We start from the raw sequence: 17,363 nt of genomic DNA on the forward strand, positions 1-17,363 counted from the left end.
GGCAGGTGAGGCAAATCTCAGGTTGCCGAAACCGAATTCGTTAGATCGTCCCATCATTGTCTTGGCGACCGCGATGACGGTCCGGACCGGCCATCAGATCGCCGGGAATCGATCTTCGCGGGCACAGATCTTCCGATCTGCTTGACAAGCTCGCGTTTGGAACGAATGGTCCTGCGGCCTGGCGGCGGCTCAGCGGACTCGCGCCGCGTTTTTTCGCCCCCCATTGCAGACCGTCGAGCATCGTCCCGAAAGGTGGTTGCCGGCTTTCGGAAAAGGACGGCGCCTCACCGAAGATCCAGCGCATCACCCTGAATCCGAGATCCAGGACGATGCGCTCTTGACGCTTCACCGGGGTGTTCGGCCCCGGACCAAGCCTGACCGTTTCATCAAACGATTTCCCATCACCCCGTCTTTTCAGGATACGAACCGTCCATGACTGCGACTCAGCGCAGCGCCATCTTCATCGATGGCGCGAACCTCTACGCCACGACCAAAGCCCTCGGCTTCGACATCGATTACAAGAAGCTTCTCAAAGAATTTCAGTCTCGCGACAATCTTCTGCGCGCTTTTTATTATACGGCGATGATCGAAGATCAGGAATATTCCTCCATCCGCCCGCTGATCGACTGGCTCGACTACAACGGCTACCGCGTCGTGACGAAGCCCGTCAAGGAGTTCACGGACTCGATGGGCCGGCGGAAGTACAAGGGCAACATGGATATCGAGCTGGCGATCGATGCCCTCGAGCTGAGTGCCCACATCAATCACATGATCTTGTTCTCGGGCGACGGCGATTTCCGCTCCCTGGTCGAGGCGGTGCAGCGGCGCGGCGTGAAGGTGACGGTGATCTCCACCATCCAGACCCAGCCGGCGATGATCTCCGACGAGTTGCGGCGGCAGGCGGACGAGTTCGTCGACCTCTCGAGCCTCGCGAGCCGGATCGGGCGCGAGCCCGGGGAACGCCAGGCCCGGGCGGCCGGCGACGCGCCCAGCCGCTACCGCGGCGAGGGTCGGCAGAATCCGGGCCTCGAGAACCGCTACGGCATCCGCCAGCCGGAGGTCGAGGAGTAGGCCCTCAGGCGCCGGGCGCGTCGAGCCAGTCGAGCACCTGCCGGGCGCTGCGGTCCGGCGGGAAGACCGGGTAGAACAGGTGGCTGACCACGCCATCGTCGATCACCAGGGTGAGGCGGCGGAGCAGCACCTGGCCGCCGGCCTCGAAGACCGGCAGGCGCGCCGCCATCGCGAAGGCCCGGTGGGGGTCGGCGAGCAGCGGGAACGGCAGGCGCAGCCGCTCGGCCGCCTCGCGCTGGTAGGCGCTCGTCTGGCTGGAGAGGCCGTAGACCTGGGCGACGCCGCGGGCCTTCAGGTCGGCGTGATGATCGCGAAAGTCGCAGGCCTGCGGCGTGCAGCCCCGGGCGCCGGGGATCGCGTCCCAGTCGGGCGTGAGGCTCGGCAATCCCGGCTCGCCGGTGCGCGGATAGGCGTAGGCCACGGTGCGGCCCGGCAGCCGCGCCAGCGAGACCGTGCGTCCGTCGGTGGCGGTGAGCGCCACGTCGGGCAGCCGCATCCCGCGCAGATGGTCGGCCGCACCGTCGTCGACGGGGGCGGGGAGGTCGTCGGGCAGCACGTCGTGATTGGATGGCATGGGTCGCTCCGCGAAATCGCAGGCTCGGGACGCCGCACCGGCGGATCCGTGATCTTGGGACATCCCGCGAACGCAGCCAAGGCGATCGTCCCCGGGCCGTCGAGGCAGGCTCCGGCAATGGCCGCGCGCCGCTCACAAGAGGAGCGGGGGCGCCGGCCTCAGCCGCGGTCCCGCATCAGCCGGGCCCGGTCGCGCTGCCAGTCGCGCTCCTTGGCGGCCTCGCGCTTGTCGTGGGCCTGCTTGCCCTTGCCGAGCCCGAGTTCGACCTTCGCGCGCCCCTTGTCGTTGAAGTAGATCTTCAGCGGCACCACCGTGTAGCCCTGGCGCTGGGTCGCGCCGATCAGCTTGTCGATCTGCCGGCGGTGCAGCAGCAGGCGGCGCGGGCGCTTGGTGTCGTGGTTGAAGCGGTTCGCCTCCAGGTATTCCGGGATGTAGGCGTTGAACAGCATCAGGTCGTTGCCGGAGGGGCCCGCATAGGCCTCGCCGATCGTCGCCTTGCCGCCGCGCAGGGACTTCACCTCGGTGCCGGTCAGCGAGAGGCCGGCCTCGAGCGTGTCCTCGATCGTGTAGTGGTAACGCGCGGCGCGATTGTCGGCGACGATGCGCCGACTGGGCTCCGGTTTCGGGGCCATGTCGTGTGACTCTCCTCAGCCGTCCAGAAGGCCGGCATGACGCAGGGCCGCGTCCACGATGCGCTTCGTGGGCTCGGTCACCGGCACCAGGGGCAGGCGCAGCTCCGCGCTCATGTGCCCGAGGCGGGACAGCGCGTACTTCACCGGCGCCGGATTGGCCTCGGCGAACAGCCCGGCCTGGAGGGGAAACAGCCGGTCCTGTAGGGTCAGTGCCCTGGCGTAGTCGCCCGACAGCGTCGCCTCCTGCAGGTCGGCGCACAGGCGCGGGGCGACGTTCGCCACCACCGAGATGCAGCCGTGGCCGCCCTGGGCGTTGTAGCCGAGCGCCGTCGCATCTTCGCCCGAAAGCTGGAGGAAGCTCTCCCCCATGGCCTGTCGCTGCTGGCTGACGCGGTCGATCTTGGCGGTCGCGTCCTTCACGCCGGCGATGTTCTTCAGTTCGAAGAGCCGGGCCATCGTCTCGACGCTCATGTCGACGACGGAGCGCGGCGGGATGTTGTAGATGATGATCGGAATGCCGACCGCATCGTTGACGGCCTTGAAGTGGGCGTAGAGGCCCTCCTGCGTCGGCTTGTTGTAGTACGGCGTCACCACCAGGACGGCGTCGGCCCCGGCGCGCTCGGCGTGCTGCGCCCGCTCGACGGCTTCCGCGGTGGAGTTCGAGCCCGCGCCCGCCACGACCGGCACGCGGCCACCCGCCTCGTCGATGCAGGCCTCGACCACCCGGTCGTGCTCGGCATGGGTGAGCGTCGGGCTCTCGCCGGTGGTGCCGGTGGGAACGAGGCCGTGGCTGCCCTGCTCGATCTGCCAGCGCACGAATGCGCGGAATGCGGATTCGTCGAAGGCCCCGTCGCGGAACGGTGTTACCAGCGCGGTGAGCGAGCCACGCAGGCGTCTCCCGGTCATCTCGGTCATCTCAGGCGTCCCAAGGGATCTCGACGGGCATCGCGACGGGGGTCTCGGAACTCCCGGCGCCGCGCAGCTTACGGGCGCGGATCGGCAGACATAGGCGGTCGCGCCACGGGGCGCAAACGGATCGTCGCGACGGTTAACGTGATCTTAATAGTGGCCGCCCGATCCTCGACCTTTCCCGCTCCGGAGACCAGCAGGGGGGACTCGTGATCCGATCCGCGGCCTCGAATTCGGTCCCGAAGCGCACGTCCCTCGCCGCCGCCGCGCTGGTCGCCACCGTCGGCGTCGCGCTGGCGGGCCAGATCGGCCCGGAGGCGCCGGCGACGCAGGCGACGCCGCCCGCGAGCGATGCCGCCCTCTCCACCGCCCAGGTCCGCGGCGCGGAGGCCGAGAAGGCCGCCGACCCGGTCGCCGCCGACGCCCTGAAGCTCGATCCGGTCCACGCGACCGGGGGGGCCGACAAGGGCGAGGAACCCGCCCGGACGCTGCCCGCCGCGGCGGCGGCCTACGCCTCCGCCGACCCCGACGCCCCCGTGGCCTTTCCGCTGCCCGACGCCGCCGTCACCCCGGCGGCCCCGGTGCCCGAGGTGCCCGACCCCGGCCGGCCGAAGATCTCCGGCGACACCGACCCGACGCTGCTGCGCGGCGCCATCGACCTCTACCGCAAGGGCCGGGTCGCCGACGGCGACCGGATGCGCGACGGCTTCACCGACCCGGCCGCGAAGGCGCTGCTCGAATGGGTGGCGATCCGCGCGGGCGCCGGCATCGGCTTCGCCCGCACGGTGGCGTTCGCCCGCGCCAACCCGGACTGGCCGGCCGGCCCGCTGCTGCGCCGCCGGGCCGAGGAGGCGCTGCTCTCCGAGCGCAAGCCCCCGGCGACGGTGCGGGCCTTCTTCGCCACGGCGAAGCCGTCGAGCGCCCCGGGCAAGTTCGCCCTGGCGCTGGCGCTGCGCGCCGAGGGCTACGAGGGGGACGCCGCCGATATGGTGCGCGAGCTCTGGCGCGGCGAGAGTTTCGGGCGGACCCTGGAGGGCCGGGTGCTGGACGCCTTCCCGGACGTGCTGACCCGGGTCGACCACCGCTACCGGATGGAGCGGGCGCTCCTGAAGGACGATTGGGAGAGCGCCGGCCGGGCGGCGGGCTACGCGGGGGGCGTCTATGCCAGCCTCGTTCGCGCCCGCCGGGCCGTGGAGGACAAGTCGTCGGGGGCCGCCTCGGCCCTCGCCGCGGTGCCCCCGTCCCTGCGCGGCGACGCCTCCTACATCTTCTCCCGGGCGCAGTATTACCGTCGGGCCGACAAGCCCGAGGAGGCCGCCGCGATCCTCGCCGCGGCGCCGCGCAACCCGGACGTGCTGGTCGACGGCGACGAGTGGTGGGTCGAGCGCCGGATCGTCGCGCGCCGGCTCCTCGACCTCGGCGACGCCCGGACCGCCTACAAGGTCGCGAGCGACCAGACGGCGCGCACGCCGGAGAAGCGGATCGAGGCCGAGTTCCACGCCGGCTGGATCGCCCTGCGCTTCGCCAGCGATCCGGCCGCCGCCGCGCAGCACTTCGCGCAGGTGGCCTCCATCGCGGAGAGCCCGATCTCGGTGGCGCGGGCCGCCTACTGGCAGGGCCGGGCGGCCGAGGCGCTCGGCCAGACGGACGCGGCCAAGCGCTTCTACGAGCAGGCGGCCCTCCAGCCGATCGCCTATTACGGGCAGGTGGCCCGCGCGCGGCTCGGCCAGACCAGCCTGCCCCTGCGGGCGCCCGCGGACCTCGAAGGGTCCGAGCGTCAGGCCTTCGACGGTCGGCTCTACATCCGGGCGCTGCGCCTGCTCGGCGAGGCCGGGCTCAAGGAGCTGGCCCTGCCGCTCTACATCGACGCGGCGCGGGACCTTTCCGACCCGCGCGAGATCCAGGCGCTGGGCGACCTCGCCACCGAGATGAAGGATCCCCGCGCCCTGGTGGCGATCGGCAAGCTCGCGGTGCAGCGCGGCCTGCCCCTCGACGCCCACGCCTACCCGACGATCGGGATCCCGGCCTACGAGACCTTCACGGCGGTCCCGCAGGTGGAGCGGGCCATGGTGTACGCCATCGCCCGGCAGGAGAGCCAGTTCGATCCGCGGGCGCAGTCGGGCGTCGGCGCCCGGGGCCTGATGCAGATGATGCCGGCCACCGCCCAGCGCACCGCCCGCCGGGTCGCCGCGGCCTTCGACGTCGACCGCCTGACCAGCGATCCCGCCTATTGCGCCAAGCTGGGGCAGGCCCATCTCGGCGAGCTGATGGAGGATTGGCGCGGCTCCTACGTGCTGGCCTTCGCCTCCTACAATGCCGGCGGCGGCAACGTGAAGAAGTGGATCGACGCCTACGGCGACCCGCGCAGGGGCGACGTCGACGTGATCGACTGGGTGGAGCGCATCCCCTTCACGGAGACGCGCAACTACGTGCAGCGGGTCATGGAGAACCTTCAGGTCTACCGCTCCCGGCTCGACAGCCGCAGCGCCCTGCTGATCGACGGCGACCTCCACCGCGGGGCGCGGTAGCGGCCGGCCGGGACGCGGTCCCGCCGGGAAGGCCCGGCGCCGGGCATCCCGGCCGGGACGTAACCGGCCCGGCGGCGCGGCGAAGCTTCGGGTTGTGCTCAAGGCGTCGGGCTCACTAGAAGGTGGACCGGCCGATGTCGCAGGTCCGGAGCGCCGGCGCAGCCGAGAGGATCCACATGCTGTTGACGCGATTTGGGTGCGCCGCCGCCGTGAGCGCCGCCTTGGCCCTGTCGGCCGTTGCTCCCGTCCTGGCCCAGGAGGCCTCCACGGCCGAGCAGACCATCGATGTGATGAACACGCTGTTCGGCAAGCATCCGGGGGCGCGGGCCAACCACGCCAAGGGCTTGGTCGCCGAGGGCAGCTTCACGCCGTCACCCGAGGCGGCCAAGATCAGCAAGGCCTCCCTGTTCCAGGGGCCGGCGGTGCCCGTGACGGTCCGGTTCTCGGACGCGACCGGCATCCCGACGATCCCGGACGGCGCGGCCAACGCGAACCCGCACGGCCTGTCGCTCAAGTTCAAGCTCGGCGACGGCTCCGAGATGGACGTCGTCACCAACGCTCTGAAGTACTTCCCCGTCGCCACCGGGGAGGAGTTCCGCGACCTTCTGAAGGCGGTCGCCGCGAGCGGGCCGGACGCCGCCCACCCGACCGCGCTGGAGCGCTTCGCCAGCGCCCACCCGGCCGCCGCCACCGCGGGCGGGACCGCCAAGACTCCGTCGAGCCTCGCCCGGCAGACCTACAACGGCGTCAACGCCTTCATCCTCGTCGACAAGGACGGCAAGCGTCAGCCGTTCCGCTTCCGCATCGAGCCGGTGCAGGGCGAGGAGATCCTGCCCCCCGAGGAGGCGGCCAAGCGCGACCCGAACTTCCTGATGGCGGAGATCGGCCCGCGCATCGCCAAGGAGCCGGCGAAGTTCCGCGTGCTGGCCCAGCTCGCCGCCCCGGGCGACCCGACGAACGACGCCACCAAGCCCTGGCCGGACGACCGCAGGACGGTCGACCTCGGCACGCTGACGGTGACGAAGGCCCTGCCGGACAGCGCCGAAGCCGAGAAGGCGCTGCTGTTCATGCCGAACAATCTCACCGACGGCATCGAGGTGTCGGACGATCCGCTGATCGACGCCCGCGTCCAGGCCTACGCGGTCTCGTTCAGCCGCCGCTCGCAATAGGGCGCGCCAGAGGCCGGAGCCGATCGGGACGCTCCGACCGCCGCCTCGGGACGACGGGGTGGGCTCGGGGAACCCCCTCGAGGGTCTCGCCCCGCCGCCGATCGATCAGCGCGCCGTTCCGGCCGCCGGGGCGGCGGGCGGCTTCGGGTCTCCGGTCGGCGCCTTGCCGGTGCGGGCGCCGTCCTTGACGGCCCCGGTGCCCGACAGGCCGCCGGCCCCGACGCTGGTGGTGGAACCGGCGCCCTCCTTGCGGGAGGCGGCCGACGGCGTCGCCCCCTGTCCTTCGGCTGCACCCGCGTTCCCGGCCGCGCAGGTGAGGATCGCCGCGGCGAACAGGATCGTGCGATAAGGTGCGCTCACGGGGCCTCCACGGGTCCAGGCTGCGGGCCGGTCCGGCGGGCCCGCCGGACCAACCGGGCGCGCGCGGGAGCGTTCCCCCCGGACCCGGGGCGGAGCCCTCCCGCCTACCGCCGGGGCGCGGCGCCCGTCGCCGCACGGCTGAGGCGCAGGAGCAGCGTGCTCAGGCTGCGGGCGCAGGCCTCCGTGCTGCGGCCCTCCGTGGTGATGGTCAGGTCCGGCCGCTCCGGGGCCTCGTAGGGGGCCGAGACGCCGGTGAAGTCCGGGATCCGGCCGGCGCGGGCGAGCCGGTACAGGCCCTTCGGGTCGCGGGCCTCGCACAGGCCGAGCGGCGTGTCGACGAACACCTCCAGGAACGGGATGTCCCCGGCGATCCGCCGGGCCAGAGCCCGGTCTGCACGACAGGGCGAGATCAGCGACACGATCACCACCGAGCCCGCCTCGGCCATCAGCCGCGCCACCTCGGCGGTGCGCCGGACGTTCTCCGATCGGTCCTTGGGGGTGAAGGTCAGGTCGGCGTTGAGCCCGTGGCGGAGGTTGTCGCCGTCGAGGACGGCGCTGTGCCGGCCGGCCGCGACCAGCGCCCGGTCGGCGGCACCCGCGAGGGTCGACTTGCCGGCCCCCGACAGGCCGGTCAGCCACGCGATCACCGGCACCTGGCCGAGGCGGTTCCAGCGCTGCTCCCGGGGCTGGAGGTCGTGCCGCGTGACGTTGGCCGGGATCTTCCGCACGACGCCCATATCCACCGCCAGCGGTCGCATCCGCGGGCGCCCGTCTTCGGGAAAGTTCAGTCTGATCAGAGGCTTGGCTTGCGGCATGCTAGGGCACCCGCCAGCCCGGGAAGCCGAGGACGTCGCCGAGGCGCTCCTTGGCCTCCTCCAGGACGTAGCCCGCCCGCCGCCGCCAGGCGGCTGGCGCCCGGAAGGCGGCATGCGCCATCCCGGCCTTCACCAGCGCGTCGACCACGTCCTCGGTCTCCGGCGCGATCGGTCCGGCCGCCAGTTCGTTCGGCGGTGCCGCGGGGGCGGGCTCGACCACCGCGTCCCAGGGCCGGCCCCAGCAGGACGCGGCGAAGCGCGCGTTCGAGGCCGCGAAACGCGCGGCGACCCGGGCAAGGCCGTGCGGGGCGTCCCCGCGGAACCGCTCCCCGTCGAGGCCCCGCGCCCAGGCCCAATCGTCCAGGAAATGGCCCAGCCGTCGCGGATGCCCGATCACCTGCCGGTGCACGCCGAGCCGGTACAGCCGGCGCGCCGCCTCGACCGCGATGGGTCCGGAACTCTGGTTCGTCCGGTACTCCAGGTCGGCCGGACCCAGAAGCGGCGCGAGTCGCGCGCCCAGGCCGAGACCGTCGATCAGCCGCTGGAGCAGCGGCGCACCGGATCGGCGGTCCCGATAGGGGATCGCGACGACCCGCCCCGCCGAGGCCCGGCGCCAGGGTTCGAGGCGGGCGGCGTAGTCGTACCGTCCCGAGGCGCCCTCGATCCGCAGGAAGCCGCGGAAGGTGCGGCCCTCGAAGACGACCTGCGTCCGCAGGGCGTAGGCCGAGGCCAGCTGCTCGCCCTGCGGCTTGACCACGACAGCCGTCTCCAGGGCGAAGCCGCGCCCCGCGAAGACCGACCGTAGGGTTTCCGGCACGCGCCAGAGCGGTCGCTGCACGGAGAAATCCTCGTACGACAGCAGGACCGTGTCCGCCCGGGTGGTGGCGAGGATCGCGTCGAGTCGTGCGAGGGCGTCGCGACTCTCCGCGGCGGGGCGGCGCCGGTCCAGGGCCTGGCCGAGCCGGAAATGGTTGACGTCGCCGCCGTCCGGGGACCCCGGCGGGGCGAGGGCCGGGTAGCAGATCCCGACGGAGTCGAGGCGCGGCCTGAGGCGGGCCAGGACCTCCTGGAACGAGGTGGAGCCGGTCCGTGGCATCCCGATATGGACGATTGCGCGACGCACGTGTGCGGTCGACCTCGCTGGACTTCATGATGACGGCCAGTTCTCAGCCCGGCAGAGCACAGTCCACGCCTGCCACGAGGTGGCGGACGTCTCGGGCAGGACCCGGCCAAGTCCGTCATCACGGTCCGATCACTGGAACGCGACTGGAAATAGCCAAGCTCCGTTTCTGGCCTATTTCAGGGTCCGTCCGATGCGAGGGCCGGCCTCGGCGCGACCGGATCCGGACGCGTGCGCTCGGTGCGGATGCGCGTGAACGCCGTCACCCGTGGCGAGGCCATACGCCGCCACGGCCACGGGCGGGCGGCGACACGGGTTCACGCGCGGGAGACGGGATTCCTCCCGTCTGTCGATCTCGACCCGAGCGGGAGAGGCGTCCTGGCGCGCTCCGTCAACGGGGGCCGCCGTCATGGCGCGATGCGCCCTAGCGCCCGGCCTCTTCACCGGCGCGCCGGAGCAGGAACACCCCCTGCGCGCCGAGGAGGTTCCAGACCCACCAGGGCATCGAGAACCGCATCGGCCGGCCCCGGGCGTTCAGCGCCGTGGCGTGCTCGATCCGGGCGCCGATCAGCCGGCAGAGCCCGACGAAGTCGCGGATGGTGCAGTGGTGGATGTTGGGCGTCTCCCACCACGCGTCCGGCATGATCTCGGTGATCGGCATGCGCCCGCGTAGGGCCAGTTCGGTCCGGACCCGCCAATGCCCGAAATTCGGGAACGAGATGATCACCTGCCGGCCGATCCGCAGGAGGTGCTCCAGCACCACCCGGGGATTGCGCGTCGCCTGGATGGTCTGGGACAGGACGACCACGTCGAACGCCCCGTCGGGGTAGTTGGCGAGGTCGGTGTCGGCGTCGCCCTGGATCACCGACAACCCCCGGGCGAGGCAGGCGTTCACGCCCTCGCGCGACAATTCGATCCCGCGCCCGTCGATGCCGCGGCGGTCGCGCAGCAGCGCCAGCAGCGAGCCGTCGCCGCAGCCGATGTCGAGAACCCGGGCGCCCGCCGGCACGAGGCCCAGCACCACGATGTGGTCGACCCGGGGACCGTTGCCCTCGCCGGTATGAGGGAGGGCGTCGGCGCTCTCCCAGGGGACGGCGTGGTCGACCGCGTCGCTCACAGGCCGCGCGCCCGGGCGGCGGCGTCGATGAAGCCGCGGGCGGCGGAGAACATCGCCGGCTCGTCGAGCAGGAAGGCGTCGTGGCCCTTGTCGCTCTCGACCTCCACGAAGGCCACCGGCGCCGCGGCGGCGTTGAGCGCGTGGACGATCGCCCGGGAGTCGCGGGTCGGGAACAGCCAGTCCGACGTGAACGAGATCACGCAGAAGCGGGTCTTGATGCCCCGGAACGCGTTGGCGAGCACGCCGCCATGGTCCTCGGCGAGGTCGAAATAGTCCATCGCGCGGGTCAGGTAGAGATACGCGTTGGCGTCGAACCGCTCGACGAAGCTCAGCCCCTGGTGGCGCAGGTAGCTCTCGATCTGGAAGTCGGCGTTGAACGAGAAGGTCGGCGCCGAGCCGCCCTGGAAGCGGCGGCCGAACTTCCGGTGGAGCGCCGGTTCCGACAGGTAGGTGATGTGCGCGCCCATCCGGGCGACGCCGAGCCCCTTGGCGGGCCGCGTGCCCGCCTCGAGGTAGCGCCCGTCGGCCCAGGCGGGGTCGGCCATGATCGCCTGCCGGCCGACCTCGTGGAACGCGATGTTCTGCGCGGAGTGGCGGGCGCCGGTGGCGATCGGCATCGCGGCGAAGACCCGCTCGGGGTAGAGCGCCGCCCATTGCAGCACCTGCATCCCGCCCATCGAGCCGCCGATGCACAGGAACAGGTCGGGGATGCCCAGATGCTCCAGCAGCATCGCCTGGGCGCGGACCATGTCGCGGATCGTCACCAGCGGGAAATCCAGCCCGTAGGGACGACCCGTGGCCGGGTCGACGGAGGCCGGGCCGGTGGAGCCCATGCACGAGCCGATGACGTTGGAGCAGACGACGAAGTAGCGGTCGGTGTCGATCGGCTTGCCGGGGCCGACCAGCGTCTCCCACCAGCCGGGCTTGCCGGTGAGCGGGTGCGTATGGGCGAAGTACTGGTCGCCGGTGAGCGCGTGGCAGATCAGCACCGCGTTCGAGCGCGCGGCGTTGAGCGTCCCGGCGGTCTGGTAGGCGATCTGGAAGGGCGCGAGTTCGACGCCGGCATCGGTCAGCAGCGGCGCGTCGGTGCCGAAGCACGCGACCGGGCTCTTCGGCATCGGGGTTTTGGGGTCGAGCGCCTGCGGGCGCTCGGAGGCGCGCCGGGCCGGCTCGTCGATCGGGTCCGGCCGCAGGGCCGTGTCCGGTTGGGTGTCCATGGCGGGTCTTGACGACCGTGTATCCGGGCCGGTCCGAACCGGGAGAGCACGGTGTCGCCTGACGCGCCGCACTCGCCCGACGCGGCCAGCGATGGTGGGAGGTAATGCCCCGCGGGGCGAGCGTCAACGCGCCGGGGCGGGCGGGTCGCTCACAAGAACGGCGCGGCCATCACCGCCAGTCCCAGCGCCGGCAGGCCCAGGGCCAGAGCCGCGCGGGCATCCAGCCGGTCGGCGCGGATCCCGGCCCGCCAATGGCGGCTCGCCGCGCTCTCGATCGTGATCCCGGCCAGCACGAGCGCGCAGCCGAGCAGGGCCTGTATCGAAACCATCGCCATTCCACCCCGCCGCGGCGCCTTGCGGCACCCGAATCTGGCTGGGCAATCCCGTCCGGTACCGGGCGGTTCCTCAGCGGATCGCCGCCGCGCAGGCCACGAAGATGAGGGCGGCGCCGGCCGCCGTGATGCAGCCGTTCGACCAGGAGGCGGCGTCGACGCGGCGGAGACGGCAATCCGCGGCGACGGACGTGAGGATCCCGATCAGGAACAGGCTGCAAGGGATCAGGTCACCGGGCATAGTCGATCCGCCATGGAGGATGCGGGGCGCGACACGCCCGACGCGCCCCTTTCTCCCGGTTCAACAGGCCGAAACGTGGCGAGTGCCCCGCGGCATTTGCGCGTCGCGGTTTTTCCGCGCCGGCCGCGGGCGGATCCTGGGTCTCAGCGCTGGGGCGAGGCTGGCCCCGTGTCGAAATCCTCCGGTCCCATGTCCAGGAGGTCGTTCGGCGTCGCGGTCCGGTCGTAGGATTGGCTCGCCGCGGCCTCGATCGCCGCCTGGTTGCGGGCGAACAGCTCCAGCGGCGCGAGGTCCGGCTCGCCGCCGAAGCGCTGGCGCATCACCGGGATCGGCACGTCGATGCCGATCACGCGCTCGCCGTTCGTCATCGCGAAGCGGATCAAGGATTCGTCGGCGGGCAGGATGTGGGCGCCGCCGTCCAGGTAACGGGTGAGGGGCATGGGATCGCTCCGTCTCGCGGAAGGACGAATCCTTGGACAGGTAGGGCGACGCGACTGCGCGCACATGGACGCGCGCCCAGGGATCGGCGCGCGCGTGACGGGGCGGCGTCCTCCCCGCGGGGGGCGACCGGGTTCATCGGCGGAGGAAATGCTGTAGACGGACGCGGACCACTCAACCCCGCACGCGCATTCTCGAGTCGCACCGCCATGGCCGCCCCCACCCTCGCCCGTCCGGAACCGCGCCCCGGGATCCTGGCGATCGACACCTACGTGCCCGGCAAGAGCGGGCGGCCCGGCGGCGGCAAGGTCCACAAGCTCTCGTCCAACGAGACGCCGCTCGGACCGAGCCCGGCGGCGCTCGCGGCCCTACACGCGGCCACCGCCAAGCTCGAGACCTACCCGGACGGCCGCGCCACGCAGCTGCGCGCGGCCATCGCCAGGCGCTACGGGCTCGACCCGGAGCGGATCGTCTGCGGCGCGGGCTCGGACGAGTTGCTGTCCCTGCTGGCCTACGCGTATGGCGGGCCGGGGACCGAAGGGATCTATTCGGAGCACGGATTCCTGGTCTACCGGATCGCCATCCTGGCCTCCGGCGGCGAGCCCGTGGTGGCCCCGGAGCGGAACCTCACCGCCGACGTCGACGCGATCCTGGCCCGGGTCACGGACCGGACCCGGATCGTCTACGTCACCAACCCCAACAACCCGACCGGCACCTACCTGCCGTTCGACGAGATCCGCCGCCTGCACGCCGGCCTGCCGCCGCACGTGCTGCTGGTGATCGACGGCGCCTACGCCGAGTACGTGCGGGCGAACGACTATTCGGCCGGGCTCGAACTCGCGCTCGAATCCGAGAACGTCGTGATGACCCGGACCTTCTCGAAGATCCACGGGCTCGCCGCCGTTCGGATCGGCTGGATGCTGGCCCCGGTCCACGTGGCCGACGCGGTCAACCGGATCCGCGGGCCGTTCAACGTCTCGGGGCCGGCGATCGCCGCGGGCTCGGCCGCCATCGCCGACGAGGCCCACATGGCCGCGGCCGCCGCCCACAACGCCGAGTGGCTGCCGAAGCTCACCGAGGGCGCCCGGGCCCTCGGCCTGACGGTGACCCCGAGCGTCGCCAACTTCGTGCTGATCCATTTCCCCGACGCGCCGGGCCGCTCGGCCGCCGACGCCGACGCGTTCCTGACCGAGCGCGGGCTGATCACCCGGCGCGTCACCGCCTACGGCCTGCCCAACGCCCTGCGGGTGACCGTGGCGGGGGCCGAGGCCAACGAGGCCTTCCTGGCGGCGCTCGGCGACTTCGTGCGGGGCGCGCATGCCTGAGACCGGAACCCCGCCCATCGGCCGCCTCACCATCGTCGGGCTCGGGCTGATCGGATCCTCGATCGCCCGCGCCGCCCGGCGCTACGGCCTCGCCCGCACCATCGTGGCCGTCGACCGCGACGCCGCCGTCCGCGCCCGGGTCGGCGAGCTCGGCATCGCCGATCTCGTCACCGGCGATCCGCAGGCGGGCGCCACCGATGCGGACCTAGTGATCCTGTGCGTGCCGGTCGGCGCCATCGGTGCGGCGGCGGCCGAGCTGGGGCCGTATCTCAAGCCCGGCGCAATCGTGTCGGATGTCGGGTCGGTCAAGGGCGCCGTGGTCGCGGCGATCCAGCCGCACCTGCCGGCGGGCGTCGCCCTGGTCCCCGGCCACCCCATCGCCGGCACCGAGTTCTCGGGTCCCGATGCCGGCTTCGCGACCCTGTTCACCAACCGCTGGTGCATCCTGACGCCCCCCGAGGGCACCGACCCGGCGGCCGTGGAGCGGGTGCGGGCCCTGTGGGAGGGCATGGGCGCCAACGTCGAGACCATGAGCGCCGAGCACCACGACCACGTGCTCGCCATCACCAGCCATCTGCCGCACCTGATCGCCTACAACATCGTCGGCACCGCGGCCGACCTCGAATCGGCGACCCAGTCCGAGGTGATCAAGTTCTCGGCCAGCGGGTTCCGCGACTTCACCCGCATCGCCGCCTCGGACCCGACCATGTGGCGCGACATCTTCCTCAACAACCGCGAGGCGGTGCTGGAGATGCTCGGCCGGTTCAACGAGGACCTGTCGGCGCTCGCCAAGGCGGTGCGCTGGGGCGACGGCGACGCGCTGCACGCGATGTTCACCCGCACCCGGGCGATCCGGCGCAGCATCGTCCAGCAGGGTCAGGAGACCGCGGCCCCGGATTTCGGCCGGCCGCGGCCACCGGAGGAATAGGGGGTTGGCCGACCCGCGGGTTCACACCGCACCCGTTGCAGAAGAGGCGCAATCGACTCCACGCGTCTCCCTCCTGCCTCTGCGGGGGAGGGGGGGCCGGCCGTAAGGCCGGGTCGGGATAGGGGCAGCGCAACGGTTCAGGACGTGAGGCCCGCCGCGACCCACCCGGCACCGTCGCTCCCCTCTCCCGACCCCCTTCGGGGCCATCCTCCCCCGCAGAGGCGGGAGGGAGGGCGCCTTACTCCGTCACCGAAGCGGCAGATGGTGCCCCCAGCCTCACGCCGGCGGACGGTTGACCAGCGCCGGCTGCGGCGCCGTCCGCTCCGGGAACAGGCTGCGCAGGGCCTCCAGCTTCGGCGCATCGTTTGCGGCGATGTAGGGGTGGCCCGGGTGCAGGGCCATGAAGTCCTGGTGGTAGGCTTCCGCCGGGTAGAAGGCCGCGCCGGGCTCGATCCGGGTGGCGATGGGCTTCGCGTAGGCCTTGGTCGCGTCGAGCTGGGCGATGTAGGCCCGCGCCACCCGCGCCTGCTCGGGATCCTGCGGGAACAGCGCCGAGCGGTATTGCCGCCCGGTATCGGGTCCCTGCCGGTCGATCTGGGTCGGGTCGAGCGCCACCGAGAAGAAGATCCGCAGGAGCTCGTCGTAGCGGATCACCGCCGGGTCGTACGTGACCGCCACCGCCTCGGCATGGTCGGTGCCGCCGCCGCTCACCGTCCGGTAGTCGGCGTCCGCGCGGCTGCCGCCGGCGTAGCCCGAGACCGCGCCGCCCACCCCGCGCACGTGCTGGAACACCCCCTGCACGCCCCAGAAGCAGCCGCCCGCGAACACCGCGACGCGCGCGCCGGGCGCCTCCGTCGCGTGGGTCGCGGCCTCCGGCAGGCGCCGGGGCGCCTCCTCGGCGAAGGCCGGCAGGCGGGGAAGGAGCACGGCCCCGGCGAGGCCGAGCCCGAGGGCCGCCCCGAGAAGCGGGCGGCGCAGGATCGAGGCAGTTGTGTCGCGAAGGGCCATGATCATCCCCGTGGGCCGTCCTCTGGACCTGACTGCCTGTTCGTCCAGCGGACCACCTCGGTTACGAGTCGCGCGGCACGAGGCTCAGGGACGCATTGCGACGGCGCCCGCTTGGGTCTAGGCACCCGGCAACAGATCGACTTCCGCGCGCAGGATCCGTCCCGTGACCATCGCCCCCGAGCCCAACTCCTTCCGCACCGGCCCCGACGAGCGCGGCCGCTTCGGCATCTTCGGCGGCCGCTTCGTCGCCGAGACGCTGATGCCGCTGATCCTCGAACTGGAGGCGGCCTACGAGGCGGCCAAGACGGATCCGACCTTCCAGGCCGAGATGGTGTCCTACGGCACCCACTATATCGGCCGGCCGAGCCCGCTCTACTTCGCCGAGCGCCTCACCGAGCACCTGCGCGCCAAGGCGCCGGCCGGGCAGGGCGCCAAGGTCTATTTCAAGCGCGAGGAGCTGAACCATACCGGCTCCCACAAGGTGAACAACGTGCTGGGCCAGATCCTGCTGGCCCGCCGGATGGGCAAGCCGCGGATCATCGCCGAGACCGGCGCCGGCCAGCACGGCGTCGCCACCGCGACCCTCTGCGCGCGCTTCGGCCTCAAGTGCGTCGTCTACATGGGCGCGGTCGACGTCGCCCGGCAGGCGCCCAACGTCTTCCGGATGAAGATGCTCGGCGCCGAGGTCATCCCGGTGGAGTCCGGCACCAAGACCCTCAAGGACGCGATGAACGAGGCCCTGCGCGACTGGGTCACCAACGTCGCCGACACGTTCTACTGCATCGGCACGGTGGCGGGCCCGCACCCCTACCCGGCGATGGTGCGCGACTTCCAGTCGGTGATCGGCCATGAGACCCGGGCGCAGATGATCGCCCAGGAGGGCCGGATCCCGGATTCGCTGATCGCCTGCATCGGCGGCGGCTCCAACGCCATGGGCCTGTTCCACCCGTTCCTGGACGACCGCGAGGTCGAGATCTTCGGGGTCGAGGCCGCCGGCCACGGGGTCGAGTCGGGCCTGCACGCCGCCTCGCTCACCGGCGGCAAGCCCGGGGTGCTGCACGGCAACCGCACCTACCTGCTGATGGACGCGGACGGGCAGATCGCCGACGCGCACTCGATCTCGGCCGGCCTCGATTATCCCGGCATCGGCCCCGAGCATTCCTGGCTGCACGAGATGGGCCGGGTCAAATACCTCTCGGCCACCGACGCCGAGACCCTGGAGGCGTTCAAGCTCTGCTCGATGCTCGAGGGGATCATCCCGGCCCTGGAGCCCGCCCACGCGCTGGCCCGGGTGGTGGATCTGGCGCCGCAGCGCCCGGCCGATCACCTGATGGTGCTCAACATGTCGGGTCGCGGCGACAAGGACATCCCGCAGGTCGCGGAGATTTTCGGGACGAAGCTCTGAGGGCGGCCCAGCGCCCGGATCTCGTCGTGCGGCCGCCGCGTCGCCCTTACCCGGCCTCGATGTCGGTGAGCGGGACGGCGTTGCCCGTGTCGGGCAGCGGGGTTGGGCAGGCGGGCACAGGCGTGGGCGACGTGATCCCCGAAGTTGAGACCGGCGGGATGTCGGCGGCCGCGG

19 protein-coding genes are annotated in these 17,363 nt (G+C 72.1%); 6 read left to right on the plus strand and 13 right to left on the minus strand.

The window, feature by feature from the left end; genetic code table 11:
* Positions 1-40: 40 nt before the first annotated feature.
* The gene (locus MKL01_RS23235) at positions 41-349 is read right to left on the minus strand and encodes a hypothetical protein (protein ID WP_243907536.1); all 309 of its coding nucleotides are present in this window, start codon (positions 347-349) and stop codon (positions 41-43) included.
* A gap of 83 nt (positions 350-432) precedes the next feature.
* On the opposite strand from MKL01_RS23235, the gene MKL01_RS23240 reads away from it, so the two are divergent.
* The gene (locus tag MKL01_RS23240) at positions 433-1,071 is read left to right on the plus strand and encodes an NYN domain-containing protein (protein ID WP_243907537.1); all 639 of its coding nucleotides are present in this window, start codon (positions 433-435) and stop codon (positions 1,069-1,071) included.
* Positions 1,072-1,075: 4 nt separating this feature from the next.
* Here MKL01_RS23240 and MKL01_RS23245 read toward each other — a convergent pair whose 3' ends face one another.
* The 3 genes from MKL01_RS23245 to dapA form a co-directional block, all read right to left on the minus strand.
* Positions 1,076-1,645: a peroxiredoxin gene (locus MKL01_RS23245; protein ID WP_243907538.1), complete on the minus strand. Its 570-nt coding sequence runs from the start codon at positions 1,643-1,645 to the stop codon at positions 1,076-1,078.
* A gap of 158 nt (positions 1,646-1,803) precedes the next feature.
* Entirely contained in the window at positions 1,804-2,277 is a 474-nt protein-coding gene (gene smpB, locus MKL01_RS23250; protein ID WP_243907539.1) for an SsrA-binding protein SmpB, read from the minus strand.
* A 15-nt stretch (positions 2,278-2,292) separates the two neighbouring features.
* Positions 2,293-3,192, minus strand: coding sequence for a 4-hydroxy-tetrahydrodipicolinate synthase (gene dapA, locus MKL01_RS23255; RefSeq protein ID WP_243907540.1), 900 nt, complete (start codon positions 3,190-3,192; stop codon positions 2,293-2,295).
* 203 nt (positions 3,193-3,395) lie between these two features.
* On the opposite strand from dapA, the gene MKL01_RS23260 reads away from it, so the two are divergent.
* On the plus strand, positions 3,396-5,714 hold the full coding sequence (locus MKL01_RS23260; protein ID WP_243907541.1) for a lytic transglycosylase domain-containing protein: 2,319 nt from the start codon (positions 3,396-3,398) through the stop codon (positions 5,712-5,714).
* 176 nt (positions 5,715-5,890) lie between these two features.
* Entirely contained in the window at positions 5,891-6,883 is a 993-nt protein-coding gene (locus MKL01_RS23265; RefSeq protein WP_243907542.1) for a catalase family peroxidase, read from the plus strand.
* A gap of 105 nt (positions 6,884-6,988) precedes the next feature.
* On the opposite strand, the gene MKL01_RS23270 is transcribed toward MKL01_RS23265, so the two are convergent.
* The 8 genes from MKL01_RS23270 to MKL01_RS23305 form a co-directional block, all read right to left on the minus strand.
* Positions 6,989-7,243 (minus strand): hypothetical protein, encoded by a 255-nt coding sequence (locus MKL01_RS23270; protein WP_243907543.1) that lies wholly within the window; start codon positions 7,241-7,243, stop codon positions 6,989-6,991.
* A gap of 104 nt (positions 7,244-7,347) precedes the next feature.
* Positions 7,348-7,980, minus strand: coding sequence for an adenylyl-sulfate kinase (gene cysC, locus MKL01_RS23275; protein WP_409566314.1), 633 nt, complete (start codon positions 7,978-7,980; stop codon positions 7,348-7,350).
* Positions 7,981-8,059: 79 nt separating this feature from the next.
* Entirely contained in the window at positions 8,060-9,181 is a 1,122-nt protein-coding gene (locus tag MKL01_RS23280; RefSeq protein WP_243907544.1) for a hypothetical protein, read from the minus strand.
* Positions 9,182-9,602: 421 nt separating this feature from the next.
* Positions 9,603-10,295: a methionine biosynthesis protein MetW gene (metW, locus tag MKL01_RS23285; protein WP_243907545.1), complete on the minus strand. Its 693-nt coding sequence runs from the start codon at positions 10,293-10,295 to the stop codon at positions 9,603-9,605.
* A complete protein-coding gene (locus tag MKL01_RS23290; protein WP_243907546.1) occupies positions 10,292-11,512 on the minus strand; it encodes a homoserine O-acetyltransferase in 1,221 nt (406 codons plus the stop codon). The genes metW and MKL01_RS23290 overlap by 4 nt, the downstream gene beginning before the upstream one ends.
* Before the next feature lie 149 nt (positions 11,513-11,661).
* Positions 11,662-11,841 (minus strand): hypothetical protein, encoded by a 180-nt coding sequence (locus MKL01_RS23295; protein WP_243907547.1) that lies wholly within the window; start codon positions 11,839-11,841, stop codon positions 11,662-11,664.
* A 76-nt stretch (positions 11,842-11,917) separates the two neighbouring features.
* Positions 11,918-12,085, minus strand: a complete 168-nt coding sequence (locus tag MKL01_RS23300; protein WP_243907548.1) for a hypothetical protein — start codon at positions 12,083-12,085, stop codon at positions 11,918-11,920.
* Between the two features lie 143 nt (positions 12,086-12,228).
* Entirely contained in the window at positions 12,229-12,525 is a 297-nt protein-coding gene (locus MKL01_RS23305; protein ID WP_243907549.1) for a hypothetical protein, read from the minus strand.
* A 207-nt stretch (positions 12,526-12,732) separates the two neighbouring features.
* On the opposite strand from MKL01_RS23305, the gene MKL01_RS23310 reads away from it, so the two are divergent.
* The gene (locus tag MKL01_RS23310) at positions 12,733-13,848 is read left to right on the plus strand and encodes a pyridoxal phosphate-dependent aminotransferase (protein ID WP_243907550.1); all 1,116 of its coding nucleotides are present in this window, start codon (positions 12,733-12,735) and stop codon (positions 13,846-13,848) included.
* Positions 13,841-14,776: a prephenate/arogenate dehydrogenase family protein gene (locus tag MKL01_RS23315; protein ID WP_243907551.1), complete on the plus strand. Its 936-nt coding sequence runs from the start codon at positions 13,841-13,843 to the stop codon at positions 14,774-14,776. The genes MKL01_RS23310 and MKL01_RS23315 overlap by 8 nt, the downstream gene beginning before the upstream one ends.
* 276 nt (positions 14,777-15,052) lie before the next feature.
* Here MKL01_RS23315 and msrA read toward each other — a convergent pair whose 3' ends face one another.
* Complete coding sequence (gene msrA / locus MKL01_RS23320; RefSeq protein ID WP_243907562.1) at positions 15,053-15,784, minus strand: peptide-methionine (S)-S-oxide reductase MsrA; 732 nt, start codon at positions 15,782-15,784, stop codon at positions 15,053-15,055.
* Between the two features lie 163 nt (positions 15,785-15,947).
* Here msrA and trpB point away from each other — a divergent pair, with 163 nt between their 5' ends.
* Entirely contained in the window at positions 15,948-17,189 is a 1,242-nt protein-coding gene (gene trpB / locus MKL01_RS23325) for a tryptophan synthase subunit beta (RefSeq protein ID WP_243907552.1), read from the plus strand.
* Positions 17,190-17,363 lie beyond the last annotated feature (174 nt).

Source organism: Methylobacterium sp. J-070, assembly GCF_022829385.1.
Taxonomy (GTDB): Bacteria; Pseudomonadota; Alphaproteobacteria; order Rhizobiales; family Beijerinckiaceae; genus Methylobacterium.